Consider the following 19,652-nt stretch of genomic DNA (forward strand, 5'->3'; position numbering starts at 1 on the left):
TTTCTACTATCTTTGCATTTTCTGCCTTTTCCACCTCTGCTCATACTAAATCTTTAAATAGCCCTTTCTTTGAAAGAACAACAAAATCAAAAATAGGTGGTTTATATGCAACATCAAGATTACAAAGTAAAAGACATGTCCTTAGCAGATTGGGGACGTAAAGAAATTACCATTGCCGAAAAAGAAATGCCTGGGTTGATGGCACTACGTGAAAAATATGGGCACAAAAAGCCACTCCAAGGCGCTCGTATCACAGGGTCATTACATATGACCATTCAAACAGCAGTGCTTATCGAAACATTAGTTCATCTTGGCGCCCAAGTACGCTGGGCATCATGTAACATTTTCTCTACTCAAGATCATGCAGCATCAGCAATTGCTCATGCAGGAATTCCGGTCTTTGCTTGGAAAGGAGAAACACTTGAAGAATATTGGTGGTGCACTGAAAAAGCGCTTGATTTTGGCAATGGAAAAGGTCCAACTTTAATTGTAGATGATGGTGGCGACGCAACCATGATGATTCTCAAAGGAGTTGAAATTGAAAAAGATCACACCATTTTAAGCAAAGATTATAGTCACGAAGGCGAAGATTACCAAGAACTAATGAAATGCCTCAAAGCGTTCTATGTTAAAAACCCTTCACACTGGACTAATGTCGCAAAAGAAGTGAAAGGCGTTTCGGAAGAAACCACTACCGGAGTACATCGTCTCTATCAACTACGCGATCAAGGTAAATTACTCTTCCCCGCAATTAATGTTAACGACTCCGTCACTAAATCAAAATTCGACAACTTGTATGGTTGCCGTGAATCATTAGTTGATGGAATTAAACGCGCAACTGATGTTATGCTCGCAGGAAAAGTCGCTGTTGTTGCAGGGTATGGAGATGTTGGTAAAGGCTGCGCCCAATCACTCAAAGGGTACGGCTGTCGCGTCATAATTACCGAAATTGACCCTATCAATGCACTTCAAGCAGCCATGGAAGGGTATGAAGTGAAAAAAATGGATCTTGCAGCAAAAGAAGGGGATATTTTTGTCACCACCACAGGCAATAAAGACATCATCGTTGATCGACATTTTACCATGATGAAAGATCAAGCCATTGTCTGTAACATAGGTCATTTTGATAATGAGATCGATATGCATTGGCTCAATGCAAAATCTGACGCAAAACGGCTTAATATCAAACCACAATACGATAAATACACATTTAGCAACGGTAAAGAAATTTACATTCTCGCTGAAGGTCGACTTGTCAACCTTGGTTGCGCAACGGGACATCCATCATTTGTTATGAGCACCTCGTTTACTAACCAAACCCTTGCTCAAATTGAATTATGGACGAAGCCACATGAAATTGGCGTGTATGTTCTGCCTAAAATTCTTGATGAAGAAGTAGCTCGACTACACTTAAAGAAAATAGGCGTTGAGATTGATGAACTAACCGATTCACAGGCAGCATACTTAGATATTGCCAAAGGCGGACCATATAAACCAAACCATTATCGGTATTAGGATTATATTTTTAGTTTAATTTATTTTTTTCCATTTCTTTTTTGTTAACATTATCTTAAGATTGAAGAACCGTTCACGTTCATTGCTAAAAGAAGTTTATAGGTACTACCACACACGATATACAAACCAGAATTAGAAGTCTGTGGAGCAATAATTGAAAATCTACTTCGCTGTAATGGAAGTCGAAGAATATCCCTATAAAGAGCCTCCTCACCAGTATGTTGTGCCTCAAAATCAAGAAAGAACGCGTTCTCGTTTTCACTAAAACTAACAGAACAAAGTCTTCCTTGAATAAGATCTGTGTGATCCCAACCCTCTGCTTCTAATCTTGTGTGCATAACAAAACCACATTGATAGAAATGACCATCTGCAACAGCGTTCATGATTTTAGTTCCGCTTGCATGAGTTAACGTTTCTAGATTAGGTTTAGCATTATCCTCAGTAGATTGTAAATGGTACATTTTTCCCTCAAAACAGAGCCTATTTTTATGTATTTAGAAGATTATTCTCACACATCACGAAAATACATATAAACCAATTCTTCCATTATGATATTAACCTATGAAATACCACGACCTTACGCTTCCGTTCAATTCTTCCATTCCCCCTTTCCCAGGTGATCCTGCAACAGTTATTGAACACTATGCCACAATTGAAAAAGAAGGATGGAATGAATTACGCATCACCTTCAACAGTCATATTGGAACTCACATTGATGCGCCATTCCATATGATTGCTAAAGGCAAAAAATTAGATCAATTTCCTATTGAAACATTTATTGGCGAATGTATCGTTCTCACCCTAGATCAACCAGATCTCCATTTAATAAAAGAAGGAGATATTGTATTATTTTATACGGGGCATATCAAAAAAATAGGAACAAAACAATTTTTTGAAAAAAATCCCATTATTTCCCTACCATTAGCACAGCGTTTAGTTGAACGAAAAGTCCGCATTGTTGGCATAGATTCATACACAACGGATAATGCCCCATTTTATGTTCATAAATTTCTCTTTCAGAAAGATATTTTAATCGTTGAAAATCTCACCAAATTAGAGACACTCGTTGGTAAACGCGGCGAGTGCATCATTGCGCCACTCAACATATCAAACGCAGATGGCGCGCCTTGTCGAGTAATTGTAAGAGAGATAGAAGAGGAGAAAAAGATGAACAAAACAAACGATGTAATTGGAATGGGTAGCCTGCTCATGGATCTACTCATTGAAATTGATGATCAAAAACTCATTGAAATGGATTTACGCAAAGGAGAAATGCATCTTGTAGATCATGATAAAGCAAAATCAATACTGCATAAAATTGAACAACAAAAAGTAACCATTGAACAATGCCCAGGAGGTTCTGTTGCCAATACCTTGCGCGGAATTGGTCTGTTGGGAGGAAATGTTATTTGTTGTGGAAAAGTAGGAAACGATAAACATGGTGATTATTATATTGAACAGATGAGAAATCACAAAGTACTTCGTAATTTCACCAAACACAACGCCGTAACCGGACACGCCATCGCATTTATTACTCCTGATGCTCAACGCACTTTCTCGGTTCATTTAGGAGCAGCAATCGAATTAGGCAAAGAAGACGTCATTGAAGAAGACATCGCCAAAAGTAAAATCTTACAGCTTGAAGCATATCAATTAGAAGGAAAAACACGAGAAGTCGTTCTTCATGCGATCCAATACGCAAAAAAACATGGCACTCTTGTCTCATTAGATCTAGCAGACCCAGGATTAATTCGTCGTAACAAAGAATTTCTCATGACACTTCTTAAAGATAAAGTAGATATTATTTTTGCAAACCAACAAGAAGCAAAAGAATTTACGGGAAAAGACGATGTTCATGCTCTCACTGAGTTAGCAAGACATTGTAAAACTGCAATTGTCAAACTTGGTGCTGAAGGCTCATTAATTGCTCATGACGGGGAAATAATCATGGCCCCTGCATTTACCGCAAAACCAGTTGACACAACCGGTGCTGGCGACACCTATGCCGCAGGATTCTTGTACGGCTACTGTCATAACTGGCCATTACAAAAAGCCGCCGCATTAGGATCACTCATGGCTGCAAAGATCGTCGAACAGAAAGGAGTCAGACTAGATCGAATCGACGTATTAAATCTCAAAAAGCAGATAGAAGAAATGCAGATAAATTAAAAAAAAGTAAGAACAAAATGAAAAAATATCTCTGCCCAAAAGAATTCACACCTACAATGGGTTCCTATTCTCATGGAATTAGTGTGGATGTAGGCGATTCTCAAATGATCTTTGTTACAGGACAAATCGCCATGGATAAAGATGGAAACGCAGTCGCGCCAGATAACATAATCAAGCAAACGGAATTCGTATTTCAAAATATTGAAAAAATTCTTCACGAAGCAGGAGCATCATTAGAACATGTTGTCAAAGCCGTGATTTATGTTACTGATATTTCCAAATTTAAAGAGATTTCAGCCATTAGAAATAAGTACTTTGCAAATTCTAAGCCAGTAAGTACATTAGTAGAAATCAGCAAAACCGTAAAAGTTGGTTGCGATATTGAGATCGAAGTAGTTGCGATTAAGAAAAAATAGAGGAGCACCATGAAATCAGTTTTTATCGCTAGTTCACGCAAGTATTATGATTCAGTAAAAGAGATAAAACATACACTTGACACCCTGCACGTAAAAGGTTTCTACCCTGATTTTGATTTCCAAGATGAAAGAGCAGAGAAAAACGAAGAACTCAAGAAAAAATTAACATTAAAACACTTTCCTGAAATTGATCAAGTCGATGTTCTCTATGTTTATGCAAAAGAGGGTTATGTAGGATATTCAGTTACTATTGAAATTGCGTATGCCTACGCTAAAAGAAAAGAAATAATTAGCTCAGAAGAGATCAGAGAATTAGGAGTAAAAGCATTAGTTTCAAAGGTTATGAACCCAGAAGAATTTGTAAGATATGTCTCTAAGGATTAAGAGATACGGCAAGATGATTAAAATTTTAAATTCTGGAAAATTTTATAAGAAGTAGAAGCATTATGAATCCATGATTGAAGTAGAGTTAAAATTTCTAGATATCAACATCCCCCAAATAAAAAGAAAACTACAAAATATTGGGGCAAAGTTGGTGTACGACCAGCAGATTGAATCTCATTCTTTTGTAAAAGAAGGTTTCCATAGCAGCGATTCTCATCAAAAGTATTTACGTGTACGAAAAGCAGGAGATGAAATTACTCTTACCTACAAAGAACCGGCGAGCAAATCGGATATGGGCTCTCGAGAAGAATTGGAAGTTAAAGTGAATAATTATAACAACATGATTACAATTCTTGAAGAAATAGGTTTTCAAAAAGAAAAAGCTTTTCGCAAACATCGGATACATTATGAGTTAGGCAACATTAAATTCGAACTTGATACCGTAGAAAATATTCCAACCTATCTTGAAATTGAAACACAAACCAAAAAAGCAATGAGAGAGATTTGTAAAAGGTTAGATATAGATATTAATTTTGGTAAGAAAGGAACTATTGTAGAAATATTGCCAGAGAAATTTATATCGAAGAAATAAATCTATTTATCTAAAATCTACTTATACATTCTTTCAATCGCTTTCTTAATCTCATCTTGATGAGGTGCCAATGTCTTTGGCTCAGCAGCGACGACAGCAGGAACACTAACAGCAGGTTTCACCACAGCAACTTCTTTCACTTTCTCTGCTTTAATATTCCACGTCTTATCTTTGATCTTAGATTGAATAGAATCCAAATTATACGTTGCTGGTTTTGGTTGCCAATGCATATCTTTCAATGAATCATCAGCAAAACGAGCTAACACATGCGCAACCAATCCACTTCCAGGATTGTCATCGCTGTTACCAGATTTAATCACAATGTTTGTTCCTTGCGCACCTAGACCTTCAAAAAGAGCAGATGCTGCCATGGAAGCGACAGTAAACAGATGCGCCCCACTCTCCCCATTTAACTTACTGAAATCTTTTGTTTCTTCTTTAGAATAAATTTCTATATGTCCTTCGACAACACCTTTGGCAGGAACAATCACTAAAACTTTTTCATCTTCATAGAGCAACGTATTCTTTGTTGCAACATCTTTTAATTTATCAGATCGTCCGCCAGATCCAGTATGCCAGCTCGCCGGACTGCGTTTAAAGTGAGCTCCCATCATTGCAGGAAAATTTTGTACAAACAGTTGCTTTTTATCATCTTTCATGACTGCTTTGCGTTTGTCAAAAAAGAAATTGAAGAAACCATCTTTCTCCTCACGAGGTAAGATGTGAATCAAAAAATGTGGTGCCTGTTGACCAGCAACGCCACCATTCGCAATAAAAATGTTACAGCCCGTAGAAATAATGCCACCCATAACGGCTTTGGTCATCTGCGGCAGTAACCCATACAGATATGCAGATTCTTCTGGAGACATGTAAGGCGCAATAGGATAATGCTCTTTAGGCATGAAGAGAGTATGACCTTTAAGAGCAGGATAAATATCAAGCATGGCAATAGTTTTAGAATCCTCAAAAACAGTCTTTGCCTTCATCTCACCAGATATTAATTTACAGAATACACACTGTTTCTTTTGTTCATCGAGTTGTTTCTTTTGCTCTGGTGTTAGTTGCATTGTAAGATTAATAAATCAGAATTCACTTAAGAATTTTATGATGTTTATGCAGGAGTATCGGCTGGTACTATATATTTTTGAAAATCTTTAGAGGAAATATCATAAGAATAATCTTCTAAAATTTTTGGGAGTAACAAATCACTAATTCTAGGAAGTTTGGACTTTTGAGGTCTGAAATAAGAAAATGATGGATATAGAACGCTATTAAAATTAGGAAAACGAAAAAAATCTATATTTAAATTAATCTCTGCCGGTAATGGTGGCAAATATTCTTTATCTGTTTGCGTAGGAGCTACTGGTTCGCTAGCCGCAGCAACTCGTCCATCTAAATCAGCTTGATAATCTGCACCCATCTTAGGACGACCGACTTGAAGTGGAGCTGGTCGTTCCATAAAACCAGCGAAATCATACATTGTTTCAGGATTACCACTCGCTTGCGCTTGAGCAATCCACCTATTGTGAGCTGCTTCAAAATGAGGTCCACGTCTTGCAGGAGGAAGATAATCCATAAATCAGAGAAAATAGCTTTTCTTTAAAAAGCTTTTGAGTATTACTACTGGAAAGAGACAAAAATGATAAATCCAAATTTATTTCTTCTTAACCTTCTCAACATTCTTGCCGAGCTTCAATTTCTTAATCAATTCTTTGTATCGATTACGAATGGTTACTTCAGTAACACCAGCAACATCAGCAACTTCACGTTGAGTTCGTTTCTCACCATGAATTAAAGAAGCGACATATAATGCAGCAGCAGCAATACCCGTTGGACCTCGACCAGAGGTTAACTCAATATCACGCGCCATTTCCAGAATCTCAACAGCATGGGATTGTGTTTCAGCCGAAAGCTTCAACGCAGACGCAAACCGAGGGATATAATCCGCAGGATTGCTTGGTTTGATATTAATCTCTAGTTCACGAGTAACAAAACGATACGTTCGCCCAATTTCTTTCTTCTCAATACCAGACGCTTCACCCATCTCATCAAGAGTACGAGGAATTTCATGACGTCGACACGCAGCATACAATGCTCCAGCAATGACCGATTCCATAGAACGACCGCGAACTAACCCTTTCTGAACTGCGCGGCGATAAATTCGCGCTGCTTCTTCTTCAACAGAACGAGGAAGACGTAAAAATGAACTCACCCTCTTCAGCTCAGCCAAAGCAACTTTCAAGTTACGTTCAATTGCCGTGCTAATACGAATATTCCATTTACGCAAACGGAAAAAACGATCTCGTTCTTTTTCAGAACCTAATTTGTAAAGATCAGATGAAGAACCTACTTCTGTTCCTAAACCTTGATCAAATTGAGTCTCGGAACTAGGAGCCCCTGTACGTCGTCGGCTTCCACCGCTATCATCATCAAAATCACGCCATTCCTGACTAAAATCAACCATACGATCTTCAAGAACAAGACCGCAATCACGGCAGATGGTTTCACCACGTTCAACATCACGATGGATGTTTTTACTGGCACATTCAGGACATTCTTTGATGGATTTACGAATCATACAGCTTATCCTTCCCTAGCCAAAATAACCTGCTAGAACGCTAAATTTATATATGATCTTCAAAAGTCATTTATAAATCTTTCGAAAATAAAGCTCACAGAAAGATTTATAAAAGTGCTAAGAATCATTTTAACATGCAAAAAAGAGGCCAATTAGGGATTATTGAGTTTAAATATTTCATGGGAGGGCTCTTTGTAGGATTAATCATTGCACTTGTTCTTGTAGCATTAGGGACAAATGGTGTGTTACCCTTCAAAATACCCCTTGTCTGTGGATAAAAAAGGGTCTATTTTAACATAGACTAGAATCTAGTTTTTACTTTATAAGTTTTTATCCCCTCTAAAAAACAATCTAACTCTTCTGGAATAGAAAACATTAATAAGAAAGAACTATCCACAAACACCTACCAAAAACTCGTAGAACCACACACAAAAAGGTCGTTCTCCGCAGCCAATTGTCAATAAAGAAGGTAGAGAAATATTGACAAAAAAAGGGGTGAATATAATGGATGTAGAAAGAATTCAGAAAATAAATGCTCTTGCTCTTGAACTTATGAAAAAGGGACTAGCAAGCGATAGAGAAAACGCAGTAATGCAAGCAGAAGAAGTATTCAAAAGTCAACACGCAGGCGATTACCGTGAAATGCGTTCCACATTAAGTGCAGTGCAAGAAGTAGCACAACCACGTCGTGACGCAAGCTCCCAAATCGACCTTAGCCAAGATCGTGTTAAAGATATTCTTGAACAAAATAGCAAATTCTTAGTGCAAAAAATCAGAGAGTTTCAAGAAAAGATGGATGCTATGGAACGTGAAGTAGAAGGACTTAAAATCAAGTTAAATTACCAACGCCTTCCTACCGCAGCAACAGTAGTATCAAATCAACCTGCAGGATCAGTACCTATTCAAGCACCAGCATCAATGCATGTTCCACCTATGCCTAGCTCCGGTTCTCAAGGTGGTGCAGCAGCACCAGGTAGCCATCCTCGCTCGGGCAACTTTAAAGATACTGATGTATCCATTGAGAAATTCTTTTACATGGGTCACAAATAGACTTTTTTAATTTTCTTTTTTGTAATTTTTATTTTTAGCTTCTAAAAAATCCATCACCAATTACCCCATTATCTATATTGCAATTAACAAGTTGCCTACTATTATCAGGATCAGTTTACTTTGCCCATGAGGAATTATCCAAAGAATCAAACACACCCACCGATAGATTTTTAAAGAAAGTAACTACTTGAGAATAAAAACAAGATGGTGGGGAGGGGTTAAAATCGCAACAAACAAATTTGTATTACTATTATCATTTCTATTGTTATTTACTGCTGTAAGTGCTCTTGCAGACGTAAGTATTGTTGACGCCAACGACGTTGCTCTCAACAACATCACCGCTGAGATTGACTATTCTCAATTTGACGATGAGAATGATGAAACTATCAACAAAACAATTACTCTTCGTATCAATAACACCAACGCGCAAGATGAAACTGTGCAAGTAACTGTTACCGGTTTACCTGCTGACTACTCTTTTAGAACATCTGCTGCGCAAGTTTTAGTTCCAGCAGGTCAAACTCAAACTCTAGATCTTACTGTGAGTGCCCCTCATGAACAAGACGCTGGTAAAATTAAAATTGGAACTATCCAAGTAAAACAAAATAATAATGTTCTAGACCAAGTTGAATTAATCCAAGATACGAAAAGCATGTTTCGCCTTGATGAACTCAAAATCGAATACAAAACCGATGAAGATGACAGTCAAAGTGAAGATGCATGTGATGAAGGAACCTTTTGTGAAGCTAAAGGCACCCCAACCACATATGATCTTGAAGAAAAAGTAAAAATTGGAACAACCGTTCAACTTACTTTCAAAATTGAAAATCTCTTTAACAAAGATTACAATGATGGAGATCTAGAAGACATCCAAATCACCATCGAGTCTGATGACAGCGGCTTATACACTGATGAATTTGATGAAGAATTTGACAATCTTGAAGATATTACCGCTGACGAGAAAAAAACCTACGAATTCGAATTCGACGTAGATCCTGAAGCAGACGAAGATGTGTATACTCTTAACATTAAAATTGAAGCAGAAGATAGCAACGGAGCAAAATATCTTCTTGAACGAGAAATCGATCTTGACACTATCCGTGAAAAAGATGATATTCGTATCCAACAAGCTCAACTTCAACCTACCACAGTAAGTAGCTGTAATCCTAGTTTTAGCCTAAGCACAGAACTAGAAAACTTTGGATCAAAAAAACAAAATTTTGCATCCCTTAAGATAAAATCTGACAGCCTAAAAATTGATCAAGAAGAAAAAAACATTGAACTTGAAGAATTTGATGGAGGAGATAGCACCTTCGAAAAAACTTTCACGTACAATATTCCTAGCAATCTTAAAGCAGGAGAATACAAAATTGATCTCACTGCCTATGTTCGCACAGGAGAATTATCTGATCAAAAACAAGTAGAATTAAAAGTTGAAGAATGCGATGGTCAGGAAACACAAGAAGAAGAGGAACCAGAAGTTGCTCCTTCCACCCCACAAAATCAAACAACTCAAAATCGGAGTGGAACAGTTGTAACAACAAGTACCCTTCCTCCTACCCAAGCACAACAACCAGTAACACAACCAAACGCAAATCCTTCATACCAAGTACCTCGTACTCTTGAAGACCCGTACACCGTTGAAGATTTGTTCATCGCAGGAATTGTGATTGCAGTAGTATTGATCATTACCTTAATTGTCGTGTTTTTCGTACTGTTGCTACGCCGATAAACAGAGCAAACGAAAATCAAAAAACAGGTAAAATACTATGAACAAAAACTCAATCCTGACAAGCGTTGTTTTTTTTATCTTTCTTTCTTTAGTTTCTATTTCAGCTCTTGCCCAACTTCAAATTGAAAAGATAGAAGTTAATGGCAATACCGATGGGGATCTAGAAATTGAAGAAAATAACGAATTTGAGATTACGGTACAAAATAATGCTAATATCAGCATTGAAGATGTCCAAGTCACCGTTACAATACTTGATGTAGATAGTGAAGATATTGATGAGAATAGTGATGAAGAAGACATCCGCAGCGGTGATGACGAAAAATTCACAGTAGATATCGATCTTTCAGGAGAAGATCTTGATAAAGACTCATTTGAAGTTGAAGTTCTAGTAGAAGGCGAAGACAATAATGGAGTTGAATACAGTACTGTTGAAAATATAACCGTTGGCCTTGATTTAGAAAACCACCAGTTAATTATTGATCGTGCAGTTCTTGCCCCATCAACACTTCAGTGTTCTCGCACTGCTCGACTTGAAGTAACTGTTGAAAACCAAGGTAAAAGTGATGAAGATGACGTAGTCATTCGTGTTTCTAACAGCCAGCTCAACCTTGAAGCGCATGAAGATGAGATTGATATTGATGAATTTACAGAAAACAACAACGATGTTGAAGAAACATTTTTGTTAAATTTCGAAAATGCCAAAGCAGGAACCTATATCCTCGTGGTCCAAGTATTTAGAGATGAAAATAAGCTTGCTGACACACAAGAAGTTACTCTCAAAATTCAAGATTGTGCACAATCAGCAACCACAACCACTCCAGAGAGATCCCAATATACCATATCTAACTCGCAGGATTACGCTCAACAGTTGCAACGCTTTGTGAACCAACAAACAGTGCAAACTAAACCAGCATCAACCTCGACAACCCCTGCAGTGCAACCTAATGTTCTTCGTGCTTCATTTCGTGAAAGCGACACCTATGTAGCCATGTTAGGAATACTCTTAGTATTAGGCTTTATTGCATTAATACTTGCAGTAACGGTAATGCTAGCAAAAAGAAAACGCTAAGAACTCACTTAATTTATTTTTTATAAATTACTTCCTTTTCTCCCTTTTTAATTTTGGTTTTAACAGTAGTTTGTTCGAATATTCCCATCTCTTGAGCCGGCAACTCTTCTACCATCTTTTTTAATTTCGCCAACCGCTTCCAACTCTTCTCCAATTTATCGTTACAATACGAAACGAGCCACTCTTTATCACCTGCAAAAACCAACTCTCCTCGGTCATAAAACGGCATCTCTACAACTGCACTATCGCGAATTTCTATAATAATTTTCTTAGAAGCTGTTAAAATACAACTTTTTTTGCAGATTGCTCGCGCCGCTTCTACAAAACGATTTGCTGTAGCCATATCTCGACAACAAACATGCAAAATAAACGTCTCCATACGCAACCAAACCATACCCCTGCTTTTTTGCGTAGCAGATAGTTCAAAAAAAGACAAATCAATTGGATCATGACTTACTTTAATCCATTCGGTTTCATTCTTCTTGCCAGATCCACTCCAAAAATACGTGCGACCAGAGCAAGTGGAAGTCGTATAAAGATCAGGATGCTTATTAACAGATTCAATAAAAGGGATTGCTCGCTCATCGATGCTTCCTTTCTTGCTTTTGTCAAGCTTGGCAAGGAAGGTTTTTTTGTCGTTGTTAAAAGGCATAATAAAAGAAAAAAAGAAGTTACTTTAAAATTGTTACCTGTCGTAGAACTCCACTCTCTTTGTCCAGCGAACGGAATCACTTAGATCTTCACGCGAATGATATTTTCCTGCCAGATCATCTAAGACAAAATCAAGTATATTCTCAAGATCAACATCACGTGACTGAAATTTCAACACAACACGATCTGTACTTGTGCCTATGTCGAAAACACCATGTTCTTGTTTTTTGCCAATAGCGTATTTTACGTCAATTTCGCCAGAGAGTCGCGAAACTTCATCTTTCCACGCTTGATATGTTGTTGCAGGAAGAATTGACTGTCCACCAGCATGTTCACCTTGACGTATTTCATGCCACCAACCATGTTCCCCCGTATCAAAAAAGCGATAAAGTGTTTCCTTCGGACGGTCAATATATCCTCCAACAAGAGGCATGCCGAATTCTTCTTTGAATCGTTGCATCATGTCGCCATTAATAGCTGGACTCGCCCAAGGATCGATTGCCAGGCTACAGGTATGATATCTTCTTTTTCCATCAAGAAATTCAAATGTATAAATCTCATCATCAGAGATATGACCTAATAATTTCTTAGCGAAAACTGCCGTAGGTTGTTCCCTACGTATTGCATCAACAAAATCAGATTTTTCCCCCGCTGCTGAACCGCAAAGACGACCATAGCCAAAACTCATTTTTTCAGGTTCCATGTTTTTCCTCCATCTACACCCATCAAACCTATTCTTTCCAGCTCACTACCACATATTAATTTGACCACTAAAATACCACTTGTTTGAATCAAAAAACAATATGTTTATATACATAATGACTCATTTGAACCATAATGATTGATGAAACTGACTTAAAGATTATTGAAATACTCAAACAAGATTCCTCTCTCTCCACTCACCAGATTACCAAGAAAATACAGATTCCACAAACCACAGTACTCAACCGTATTCGCAAGTTACAAGAAGCCAATATCATTGAGAAATTTACCATCAAACTTAACCATAAACAACTCGGCAAAACCCAAAAAGCAGTCATCTTTGTTAAAGTTGATACCCGCACTGAACGCAGTACAGAAAAACGAGTAGGTGATATTGAAGAAAAAATTGCCAAAGACGAAAGAGTCTTAAATATCAAGCGGTTGATGGGCAGATACGATTTCGTTATCGAGCTGGCGTGCACCTCCATCGATGACCTTAACGATTTCCTTATCAACAAAGTACGATCAAAAGAGTGCATCGCAGAAACCGAGACCATGATGGTACTCAAAGAATGGAATAATAATTAACAAAACTAATTAAAAAATAATACTACAAGAGGGAAAAGTATGAAAAACATTGAAAAAGTCGCAGTGGAACTCACCACGAACAAAAAATATCTTCTTAAAACCATCACAGATGATTTTATCACCCCGCAAGGTATGCTCAATAAACGCGATCTAAAACAAGACGGTAGAATCCGTGCAAGCACTGGTAAAGTATTCTCCATTATCAAACCTTCTTTTGTTGACCTTTGGGAAAATCTCAAACGTGGACCGCAGATCATGGTGCAAAAAGATATTGGTCTTATTATCGCCAAAACTGGCATCAACAAAGATTCAATCGTTGTTGACGCTGGAGCAGGCACAGGTTCATTATGCCTCTCTCTTGCGAACATTTGCAAACATATTACTACATACGAAACCAATGGTGAACATGCAGCCATCGTTGAAAGAAACATCCAAATGGTGGGATTTAACAATATTGTCCTCAAAAAAGAAAACATCAACAACGGAATTGTTGAAACAGACGTAGACCTCATAACTCTTGATCTCCCCGAACCGTGGAAAGTATTAGAACATGCAGAAAAAGCATTAGTCATGGGAGGATTTCTCGTTATCTATTTACCCAATATTCTTCAAGTCAAAACATTCGTTGACACCATTCCCAAAAGTGGCATTTCCTTACTTGAGGTTGTCGAATTAATGGAACGCCAATGGCGCGTCGAAGAGAATATTGTCCGTCCAGAATTTGAGATGTTGGGACATACTGGGTTCTTGGTGTTCTGTAGGAAGATATAGAATACTATCTAAATTCTTAAATACCACTTTATTTGTTTTCTTAGCATGCATCTTCCCATCAAAAAGCTCTCACCTGACGCCATCTTGCCACAATATGCACACGCAGGTGACGCAGGATTAGATTTCTTTTCCAACGAACATGTCACAATCTTACCTAACGAACGCCACGCTGTTGCCACCGGCATTGCCATGGCGATTCCTTTTGGCTATGTTGGATTACTCTGGGATCGCTCCGGACTCGCAGTCAAAAATGGAATAAAACTCTTAGGAGGAGTAATTGACGCATCCTATCGAGGAGAAATTAAAATTATTATGTATAACACCGGAACCGAACCCCTCGTTATCACAAAAGGAATGAAGATTGCCCAAATGCTCATTCAACAATATCAACAGTGCACTATCCAAGAAACAAACGATCTTCCCGACACCAGCCGTGGTGACAAAGGCTTTGGCAGCACGGGATAATTATCCCCATTTATAGGCAGGAATTCCACCTTCAGGAACAAGACTTTCAGGAGTAGTATTTGTTGAACGAGAATCTAAATATGCCTGAACGACCCTCATGCCTTTTGCTTCTCTTTGAAGTGCAAAATCAATTCCCGAGCAGGTTGCACGTTCACATCGTAAAGGAATCAATGCAATAAGATTACGATATCCTTGTCCACACAATTCACTCACCACTTCTCGATAATCAGCACTGCAACCTAAATCTTGCCCATCTCGCAATATCGCTTTACGTCGATATTCACTCTCCGGCCAGAGTGCGGTCAAACTCAAGCGTGAAGCTATGAGAATTCTTCCATCTAAAGCTTCCGCCAACAAAGAGAAACGATAAGATAAAGGAACAAGACCACCCTTAATATGTCCTCTCATTAACTCCACCACAGGAACCATAGTAGAATCAACATCACCATCATCTTTCTGATACCAACGAGGATTTATTTGAAGCGAATGGTCATCCACCACAACAGCAATCCCTACGTTCTTATCATAAGCTATTCCGCGCTTTGCAAGACGTAGTGCTAGATCAAAAGTATATTCAGAGAACAAGCCAAATCCTTCATCTTGGTTGTCACCAACAGCAGCTACCCCCTCCCTGTTTAATGGATAGTGACCACCCAAAATTGCAGTTGGACCTTTCCAGCCAGTAACAAATGTTTGAAGCTTTAACTCAAGTTCATCTAACGTGGGAATGATTGCTTTTGACATGAATATCACTTCGAAGTGATAAATTATATATTAAACTTCTAGTAGATTTTTAGTAATTTAATGGAAAAGTTAATAATAAATAACAGAGATTTACTAAATTATGTACAAAATTGACAATACTGATGCAAAACTGCTCGTAGAATTAGACCACAATGCTCGACAGGCAGAAACGACATTAGCTAAAAAGATCCACCGTTCTAAAGAATCTGTCAGATACCGTATCAAAACTCTTGAGCAAAAAGGTGTTATCGAAGGACACACTATCTGGATTGACACAGTACAATTAGGCTACCACAGCGCAAAATTATATCTAACTCTTGCCAACAAACCAAAACTACGTGAGGAATTTGTAAAATATGTCACCCAAGATAAACGCCTCTTTTGGTTAGGTCTTGCTGACGGTGCTTGGAATGCAGGACTTACCTATTTTGTCACCTCAAATCAAGAATTCTTCGAGCTCAAGAATGAATTATTTAGTCAATTCAAAGAACTGATCACCGCAAGCCAGATAGCATCAATTGTTGAAATTGGATTCAAGAATAAAACTTTTCTTACACCTTCCGAATCTGTATGGAAAACTATGTTCACCCAACCTAAGACATTCTACACTTTAGATGCAGTTGAAAGGAAAATCCTTCGAGCACTTTTTGCCAACGGACGGATCTCCCTGACTCAACTTGCGCAGCAAACACAATCAACTATTGACATAGTACGACATCGTATGCACAAGTTAGAAGAGAAGAAGATTATCGCACGATATGGTGCTCGTATCAATTACAACAAATTAGGATATGAATTTTACAAGACGTTCTGTTACTTTCAAAACCTCACTAAGCAAGATGAAAAAAAGTTCCTAGAATATTGTCGAAAGCAACATCCAATTATACACTTTGTTAAAACAATCAGCTCATGGGACATCGAATTAGAAAGCATGTGTAAAAGTTACCATGAATATCTTAAGATCATCAACGATTTAACAAGAGAGTTCCCCAGCATCATCAAAGTAGAGACAGCTATCATGAGTGAGGATTATGTCTTTCCTGCTAAGAAGATGATTTTTGAAGAGTAGAGATGAATGTTGTGTAGAAATCTACTTCCCTACTTTCTTCTTCAACTCAGCCACTTCTTTCTTCAAATGTATCAAAATCTCCAGCTGTTTCTGATCAATACGCAAGTCACGCACATCTTTTTCTAAATCTAATTCAGCGCGAGCTTGATCGCGTTTCGCTGCGCGATTTTGACTCATCAAGATAACAGGTGCCTGTAACGCTGCAACCATTGATAATCCAAGATTCAATAAAATGAAAGGAAATGGATCAAAAGGCACACTTAGTAAAATCCCATTAGTAACAATCCATAAAACCAACACAACTAGAAATGTCGTAATGAATCTCCAACTGCCACCTACTTCCGCAATCTTATCAGAAAATTTATCTAATTTTTTCAAATCTTTCTTGTAGAGCTGATCAATTCTTTCCAGTGTCGTCTCAACTTTATGAATTTCATGTTCAAAAACTTGGATAATATCTTCTTCGGTCTCAAAAAGAACAGAAGATTGTTTCTTCTTCCCCACCTAGACCACCTTATAGCCAATAGAATGAGTAAGGATATCTTTTGCCAAGCCTAAATGAATCTCGCTTTCAGCATAAATAGTATACAAAGCAGTGCCTTTAGCAACTTTTGCGCCCACGGCAGCATGTAAAAAAACACCAGCCCCTTTATCTAATGGAGCACCCGCAACACGAGCAATCTTTGCAATAATTTCGTTATCAATTTCACGAATAGTTCCCGATTTTGGAACAGTAACAACATAGGTATATTTTCCTAAACAAAACTGTTTTTGTTTACCTTGTGCACGAATAATATCTTGCATCTTCGTAAACGCTTTTCCTGACTCCAAAATTTCTTTCGCGCGAGCATGAGCATGAGCATAAGGACAATTACACACCATTTCAATAAGATGAGCTGACATCGCAATAGCTTTCTTCTTAAGATCTTGAGGAGCTTTAGGATCATTGCGTAACACCGCCATAACATCATTTGCTTCCAGAAGAGGACCAACACCAAACCCGATAGGCTGCGAACCATCGGTAATTTCAACACGCACTTTCATCCCCAAATGCTTTCCTACTAAAGTAAACATTTTCTTAAGATGAAGTGCTTCTTTATGTGATTTGACTTTCGCAGTTTTTCCCATAGGGATATCAATCAAAACATGCGTTGCGCCAACAGAATATTTCTTCGCCATCACCGACGCAAGCATTTGACCTTCCGCATCAATCGAAAGAGGATGTTCCACCATGATAATTTTATCATCAGCAGGAGCAAGGTTCATTGAACCACCATGAACAATACAAGCGCCCGTCTTTTTAACAACCTCTCGAATCTTTTTCTCCGAGAGAACAACTTGTGCCAAACACTCCATCGTATCAGCAGTACCGGCAGGTGACGTGATTGCGCGTGAACTTGTTTTAGGAATAGTATATCCCGCTGCTGCAATAATAGGAATCACAATCATTGTAGTACGATTACCAGGAAGACCACCGATACAATGTTTATCTAATGTAAGAGATCCAAACTTAAGTTTCTCCCCCGTATCTACCATTGCTTTAGTCATATCAACAACTTCATGAATATCCCACCCATGTACAAATCCAGCAGAAACAAAATACGTTTTTTCAATGTCACTTAATCGGTCATTCGTAATATCATCAATAATGGAATATAACTCTTTATACCCTAACTTTGCGCCAAATAATTTTTCTCTAATGTGAGCCAAAGACTCAGGTTTTCCTGCATATCGAACACGAACTTTTTGCCCATGTTTTACATGAAGTAACGCCAGCACTTCTTCAAAGAGACCAATTGATCCTTCTGGAACAACTTTATCATGCTGTGCAATATCAAGAATACAAGTGATTTCTTTAGGATGATCTTTGATCGTAATCCTATCACCGATATGAAGATCAAGGCGTTGCGCATCTTTCTGATTAAGAATAGCAACCAAAACATTACCTGTAGCAATATCCATATCCTTAACTTTAAAATACATAATCTAATCCCTCTTTTAGTAGGAAAGAATCATTTTATGGTTTATATAGATTGTGATAAGATTAAATGCCAAAGAATACAAAACCTTTTTAAAGAACCATTAGTCTGACAACGACATAGTGGGCCCGTGGTCTAGCGGTTACGGAAAAATCAATTCCGCCACAGATGACAGCGCCCTTACAAGGAGAAATCCTCTGAAAGGCGTTAGTCCCCGGTTCAAATCCGGGCGGGCCCATTCATACTTCTTTATTCAACAACGATTCCCGGATGCAAAAACGGGTCACGAACGAGCAAAGCGAAGTGACTCGACCCAGTTCAAATAGAAGATTACATTTCTAGGCAGGCCCATTCATACCCCTACTTCTCTAAAACCATACTTTTTATATATCAAAACCGATCTAACTTACTCGTGGATCAAAAAATCTTTGACATGCTTTTAGAAGAAGAGGAGATTAGCTGGAAGACTATCCTTCAAGATCTCGTTAAGCGAGAAGAAATGGATCCGTGGGATATCGATATCACTGTTCTTACTCAACGTTACATTCAAGTTATTAAAGAGATGAAAGAGCACGACCTCAAGATTTCAGGAAAAATTCTTCTCGCCGCAGCATTTCTACTCAAACTCAAATGTTCCAACTTACTTGAAAAAGATTTTACCCGTCTTGATGCTCTCATGAGTCAAACTGAAAACCTTGACGAACTGGAAGATGAAATTTTTGAAGGAAACGACGGAGAAAAACGCGTCAAAGAGAAATATCAACTCATTCCACGTAACCCTCAACCTCGTAATCGTAAAGTATCTATGAATGATTTAATTGAAGCATTACAACATGCCATGGAAAGTAAAAAACGCTTCTTAGAAAAAATTAGGCCTGTCAAATTCAAATTACCTGAACGTAAAATGGACATCATGGAAGCAATTCGCGATGTTTATCAAAAATTAATTTATTATACACAAAAAGAAAACAAAACAACGATCACATTTAGCAAACTTCTTCCACCCAATAGCGGCAAAGATGAAAAAGTGTATACATTTGTGCCATTACTTCATCTAGAAAATCAACACCGCGTAGAAATGGAACAAAAAAAAGCATTTGAAGAGATTGCCGTCACCGTACGTGCGCGAAAGACCAAAGTAGCATAAATTTCCTCTTTGCCATGTACCCTTCACAACC

At 38.0% G+C, this 19,652-nt stretch carries 23 protein-coding genes and 1 tRNA gene; 15 read left to right on the plus strand and 9 right to left on the minus strand.

Going from position 1 to position 19,652, the window contains the following annotated elements; all coding sequences use genetic code 11:
• Positions 1-105 precede the first annotated feature (105 nt).
• Entirely contained in the window at positions 106-1,515 is a 1,410-nt protein-coding gene (locus HYV86_03910; GenBank protein ID MBI2572976.1) for an adenosylhomocysteinase, read from the plus strand.
• Positions 1,516-1,565: 50 nt separating this feature from the next.
• Here HYV86_03910 and HYV86_03915 read toward each other — a convergent pair whose 3' ends face one another.
• On the minus strand, positions 1,566-1,976 hold the full coding sequence (locus HYV86_03915) for a hypothetical protein (protein MBI2572977.1): 411 nt from the start codon (positions 1,974-1,976) through the stop codon (positions 1,566-1,568).
• Positions 1,977-2,076: 100 nt separating this feature from the next.
• Here HYV86_03915 and HYV86_03920 point away from each other — a divergent pair, with 100 nt between their 5' ends.
• From HYV86_03920 to cyaB, 4 genes are all read left to right on the plus strand, one after another.
• Entirely contained in the window at positions 2,077-3,684 is a 1,608-nt protein-coding gene (locus tag HYV86_03920) for a cyclase family protein (GenBank protein ID MBI2572978.1), read from the plus strand.
• Between the two features lie 17 nt (positions 3,685-3,701).
• Positions 3,702-4,100, plus strand: coding sequence for a RidA family protein (locus HYV86_03925; protein MBI2572979.1), 399 nt, complete (start codon positions 3,702-3,704; stop codon positions 4,098-4,100).
• A gap of 9 nt (positions 4,101-4,109) precedes the next feature.
• Positions 4,110-4,484, plus strand: a complete 375-nt coding sequence (locus HYV86_03930; GenBank protein ID MBI2572980.1) for a hypothetical protein — start codon at positions 4,110-4,112, stop codon at positions 4,482-4,484.
• A gap of 70 nt (positions 4,485-4,554) precedes the next feature.
• Positions 4,555-5,076 (plus strand): class IV adenylate cyclase, encoded by a 522-nt coding sequence (gene cyaB / locus HYV86_03935; protein MBI2572981.1) that lies wholly within the window; start codon positions 4,555-4,557, stop codon positions 5,074-5,076.
• 17 nt (positions 5,077-5,093) lie between these two features.
• On the opposite strand, the gene HYV86_03940 is transcribed toward cyaB, so the two are convergent.
• The 3 genes from HYV86_03940 to HYV86_03950 form a co-directional block, all read right to left on the minus strand.
• Positions 5,094-6,143, minus strand: coding sequence for an HIT domain-containing protein (locus HYV86_03940; protein MBI2572982.1), 1,050 nt, complete (start codon positions 6,141-6,143; stop codon positions 5,094-5,096).
• Positions 6,144-6,187: 44 nt separating this feature from the next.
• Entirely contained in the window at positions 6,188-6,652 is a 465-nt protein-coding gene (locus HYV86_03945) for a hypothetical protein (GenBank protein MBI2572983.1), read from the minus strand.
• A gap of 78 nt (positions 6,653-6,730) precedes the next feature.
• Complete coding sequence (locus HYV86_03950) at positions 6,731-7,654, minus strand: transcription initiation factor IIB (GenBank protein MBI2572984.1); 924 nt, start codon at positions 7,652-7,654, stop codon at positions 6,731-6,733.
• Between the two features lie 134 nt (positions 7,655-7,788).
• Here HYV86_03950 and HYV86_03955 point away from each other — a divergent pair, with 134 nt between their 5' ends.
• The 4 genes from HYV86_03955 (at position 7,789) to HYV86_03970 (ending at position 11,505) form a co-directional block, all read left to right on the plus strand.
• Positions 7,789-7,932, plus strand: a complete 144-nt coding sequence (locus HYV86_03955; protein MBI2572985.1) for a hypothetical protein — start codon at positions 7,789-7,791, stop codon at positions 7,930-7,932.
• A 226-nt stretch (positions 7,933-8,158) separates the two neighbouring features.
• Positions 8,159-8,704, plus strand: a complete 546-nt coding sequence (locus HYV86_03960) for a hypothetical protein (protein ID MBI2572986.1) — start codon at positions 8,159-8,161, stop codon at positions 8,702-8,704.
• A gap of 187 nt (positions 8,705-8,891) precedes the next feature.
• Positions 8,892-10,436: a hypothetical protein gene (locus tag HYV86_03965; GenBank protein MBI2572987.1), complete on the plus strand. Its 1,545-nt coding sequence runs from the start codon at positions 8,892-8,894 to the stop codon at positions 10,434-10,436.
• 37 nt (positions 10,437-10,473) lie between these two features.
• Positions 10,474-11,505 (plus strand): hypothetical protein, encoded by a 1,032-nt coding sequence (locus tag HYV86_03970; GenBank protein MBI2572988.1) that lies wholly within the window; start codon positions 10,474-10,476, stop codon positions 11,503-11,505.
• A 13-nt stretch (positions 11,506-11,518) separates the two neighbouring features.
• On the opposite strand, the gene HYV86_03975 is transcribed toward HYV86_03970, so the two are convergent.
• A complete protein-coding gene (locus HYV86_03975) occupies positions 11,519-12,157 on the minus strand; it encodes a hypothetical protein (GenBank protein ID MBI2572989.1) in 639 nt (212 codons plus the stop codon).
• A 33-nt stretch (positions 12,158-12,190) separates the two neighbouring features.
• Positions 12,191-12,859, minus strand: a complete 669-nt coding sequence (locus tag HYV86_03980) for a hypothetical protein (GenBank protein MBI2572990.1) — start codon at positions 12,857-12,859, stop codon at positions 12,191-12,193.
• Between the two features lie 134 nt (positions 12,860-12,993).
• Between HYV86_03980 and HYV86_03985 the strand changes: the two genes are divergently transcribed.
• The 3 genes from HYV86_03985 to dut are packed head-to-tail and all read left to right on the plus strand — an operon-like array spanning position 12,994 to position 14,682.
• Positions 12,994-13,446, plus strand: coding sequence for an Lrp/AsnC family transcriptional regulator (locus HYV86_03985; protein MBI2572991.1), 453 nt, complete (start codon positions 12,994-12,996; stop codon positions 13,444-13,446).
• Positions 13,447-13,485: 39 nt separating this feature from the next.
• On the plus strand, positions 13,486-14,217 hold the full coding sequence (locus tag HYV86_03990; protein ID MBI2572992.1) for a tRNA (adenine-N1)-methyltransferase: 732 nt from the start codon (positions 13,486-13,488) through the stop codon (positions 14,215-14,217).
• Positions 14,218-14,262: 45 nt separating this feature from the next.
• Positions 14,263-14,682, plus strand: coding sequence for a dUTP diphosphatase (gene dut / locus HYV86_03995; protein ID MBI2572993.1), 420 nt, complete (start codon positions 14,263-14,265; stop codon positions 14,680-14,682).
• Here dut and HYV86_04000 read toward each other — a convergent pair whose 3' ends face one another.
• Positions 14,683-15,426, minus strand: a complete 744-nt coding sequence (locus HYV86_04000) for a hypothetical protein (GenBank protein ID MBI2572994.1) — start codon at positions 15,424-15,426, stop codon at positions 14,683-14,685.
• A 100-nt stretch (positions 15,427-15,526) separates the two neighbouring features.
• Between HYV86_04000 and HYV86_04005 the strand changes: the two genes are divergently transcribed.
• Positions 15,527-16,495 (plus strand): Lrp/AsnC family transcriptional regulator, encoded by a 969-nt coding sequence (locus HYV86_04005; protein MBI2572995.1) that lies wholly within the window; start codon positions 15,527-15,529, stop codon positions 16,493-16,495.
• 21 nt (positions 16,496-16,516) lie between these two features.
• On the opposite strand, the gene HYV86_04010 is transcribed toward HYV86_04005, so the two are convergent.
• Both HYV86_04010 and HYV86_04015 read right to left on the minus strand, forming a co-directional pair.
• Complete coding sequence (locus HYV86_04010) at positions 16,517-16,999, minus strand: DUF1003 domain-containing protein (protein MBI2572996.1); 483 nt, start codon at positions 16,997-16,999, stop codon at positions 16,517-16,519.
• The gene (locus tag HYV86_04015) at positions 17,000-18,478 is read right to left on the minus strand and encodes an AMP phosphorylase (GenBank protein ID MBI2572997.1); all 1,479 of its coding nucleotides are present in this window, start codon (positions 18,476-18,478) and stop codon (positions 17,000-17,002) included. It abuts the gene before it with no gap.
• Positions 18,479-18,598: 120 nt separating this feature from the next.
• Between HYV86_04015 and HYV86_04020 the strand changes: the two genes are divergently transcribed.
• Together HYV86_04020 and HYV86_04025 are read left to right on the plus strand one after the other, a co-directional pair.
• A tRNA-Val gene (locus HYV86_04020) sits at positions 18,599-18,712 on the plus strand.
• A gap of 174 nt (positions 18,713-18,886) precedes the next feature.
• Positions 18,887-19,621: a segregation/condensation protein A gene (locus HYV86_04025; protein ID MBI2572998.1), complete on the plus strand. Its 735-nt coding sequence runs from the start codon at positions 18,887-18,889 to the stop codon at positions 19,619-19,621.
• Positions 19,622-19,652: the final 31 nt, after the last annotated feature.

Source organism: Candidatus Woesearchaeota archaeon, assembly GCA_016188115.1.
GTDB lineage: Archaea > Nanobdellota > Nanobdellia > Woesearchaeales > GW2011-AR9 > JACPIK01.

Bases quoted from the DNA above. Each gene is read 5' to 3' on its own strand.
- HYV86_03930 (MBI2572980.1), top strand. From the start codon at position 4,110: ATGAAATCAGTTTTTATCGCTAGTTCACGCAAGTATTATGATTCAGTA.
- HYV86_03925 (MBI2572979.1), top strand. From the start codon at position 3,702: ATGAAAAAATATCTCTGCCCAAAAGAATTCACACCTACAATGGGTTCC.
- dut (MBI2572993.1), top strand. From the start codon at position 14,263: ATGCATCTTCCCATCAAAAAGCTCTCACCTGACGCCATCTTGCCACAA.
- HYV86_03970 (MBI2572988.1), top strand. From the start codon at position 10,474: ATGAACAAAAACTCAATCCTGACAAGCGTTGTTTTTTTTATCTTTCTT.
- HYV86_03950 (MBI2572984.1), bottom strand. From the start codon at position 7,654: ATGATTCGTAAATCCATCAAAGAATGTCCTGAATGTGCCAGTAAAAAC.
- HYV86_03980 (MBI2572990.1), bottom strand. From the start codon at position 12,859: ATGGAACCTGAAAAAATGAGTTTTGGCTATGGTCGTCTTTGCGGTTCA.
- HYV86_03945 (MBI2572983.1), bottom strand. From the start codon at position 6,652: ATGGATTATCTTCCTCCTGCAAGACGTGGACCTCATTTTGAAGCAGCT.
- HYV86_03910 (MBI2572976.1), top strand. From the start codon at position 106: ATGCAACATCAAGATTACAAAGTAAAAGACATGTCCTTAGCAGATTGG.
- HYV86_03975 (MBI2572989.1), bottom strand. From the start codon at position 12,157: ATGCCTTTTAACAACGACAAAAAAACCTTCCTTGCCAAGCTTGACAAA.
- HYV86_04005 (MBI2572995.1), top strand. From the start codon at position 15,527: ATGTACAAAATTGACAATACTGATGCAAAACTGCTCGTAGAATTAGAC.
- HYV86_03985 (MBI2572991.1), top strand. From the start codon at position 12,994: ATGATTGATGAAACTGACTTAAAGATTATTGAAATACTCAAACAAGAT.
- HYV86_03990 (MBI2572992.1), top strand. From the start codon at position 13,486: ATGAAAAACATTGAAAAAGTCGCAGTGGAACTCACCACGAACAAAAAA.
- HYV86_03940 (MBI2572982.1), bottom strand. From the start codon at position 6,143: ATGCAACTAACACCAGAGCAAAAGAAACAACTCGATGAACAAAAGAAA.
- cyaB (MBI2572981.1), top strand. From the start codon at position 4,555: ATGATTGAAGTAGAGTTAAAATTTCTAGATATCAACATCCCCCAAATA.
- HYV86_03955 (MBI2572985.1), top strand. From the start codon at position 7,789: ATGCAAAAAAGAGGCCAATTAGGGATTATTGAGTTTAAATATTTCATG.
- HYV86_03960 (MBI2572986.1), top strand. From the start codon at position 8,159: ATGGATGTAGAAAGAATTCAGAAAATAAATGCTCTTGCTCTTGAACTT.
- HYV86_03920 (MBI2572978.1), top strand. From the start codon at position 2,077: ATGAAATACCACGACCTTACGCTTCCGTTCAATTCTTCCATTCCCCCT.
- HYV86_03915 (MBI2572977.1), bottom strand. From the start codon at position 1,976: ATGTACCATTTACAATCTACTGAGGATAATGCTAAACCTAATCTAGAA.
- HYV86_04000 (MBI2572994.1), bottom strand. From the start codon at position 15,426: ATGTCAAAAGCAATCATTCCCACGTTAGATGAACTTGAGTTAAAGCTT.
- HYV86_04015 (MBI2572997.1), bottom strand. From the start codon at position 18,478: ATGTATTTTAAAGTTAAGGATATGGATATTGCTACAGGTAATGTTTTG.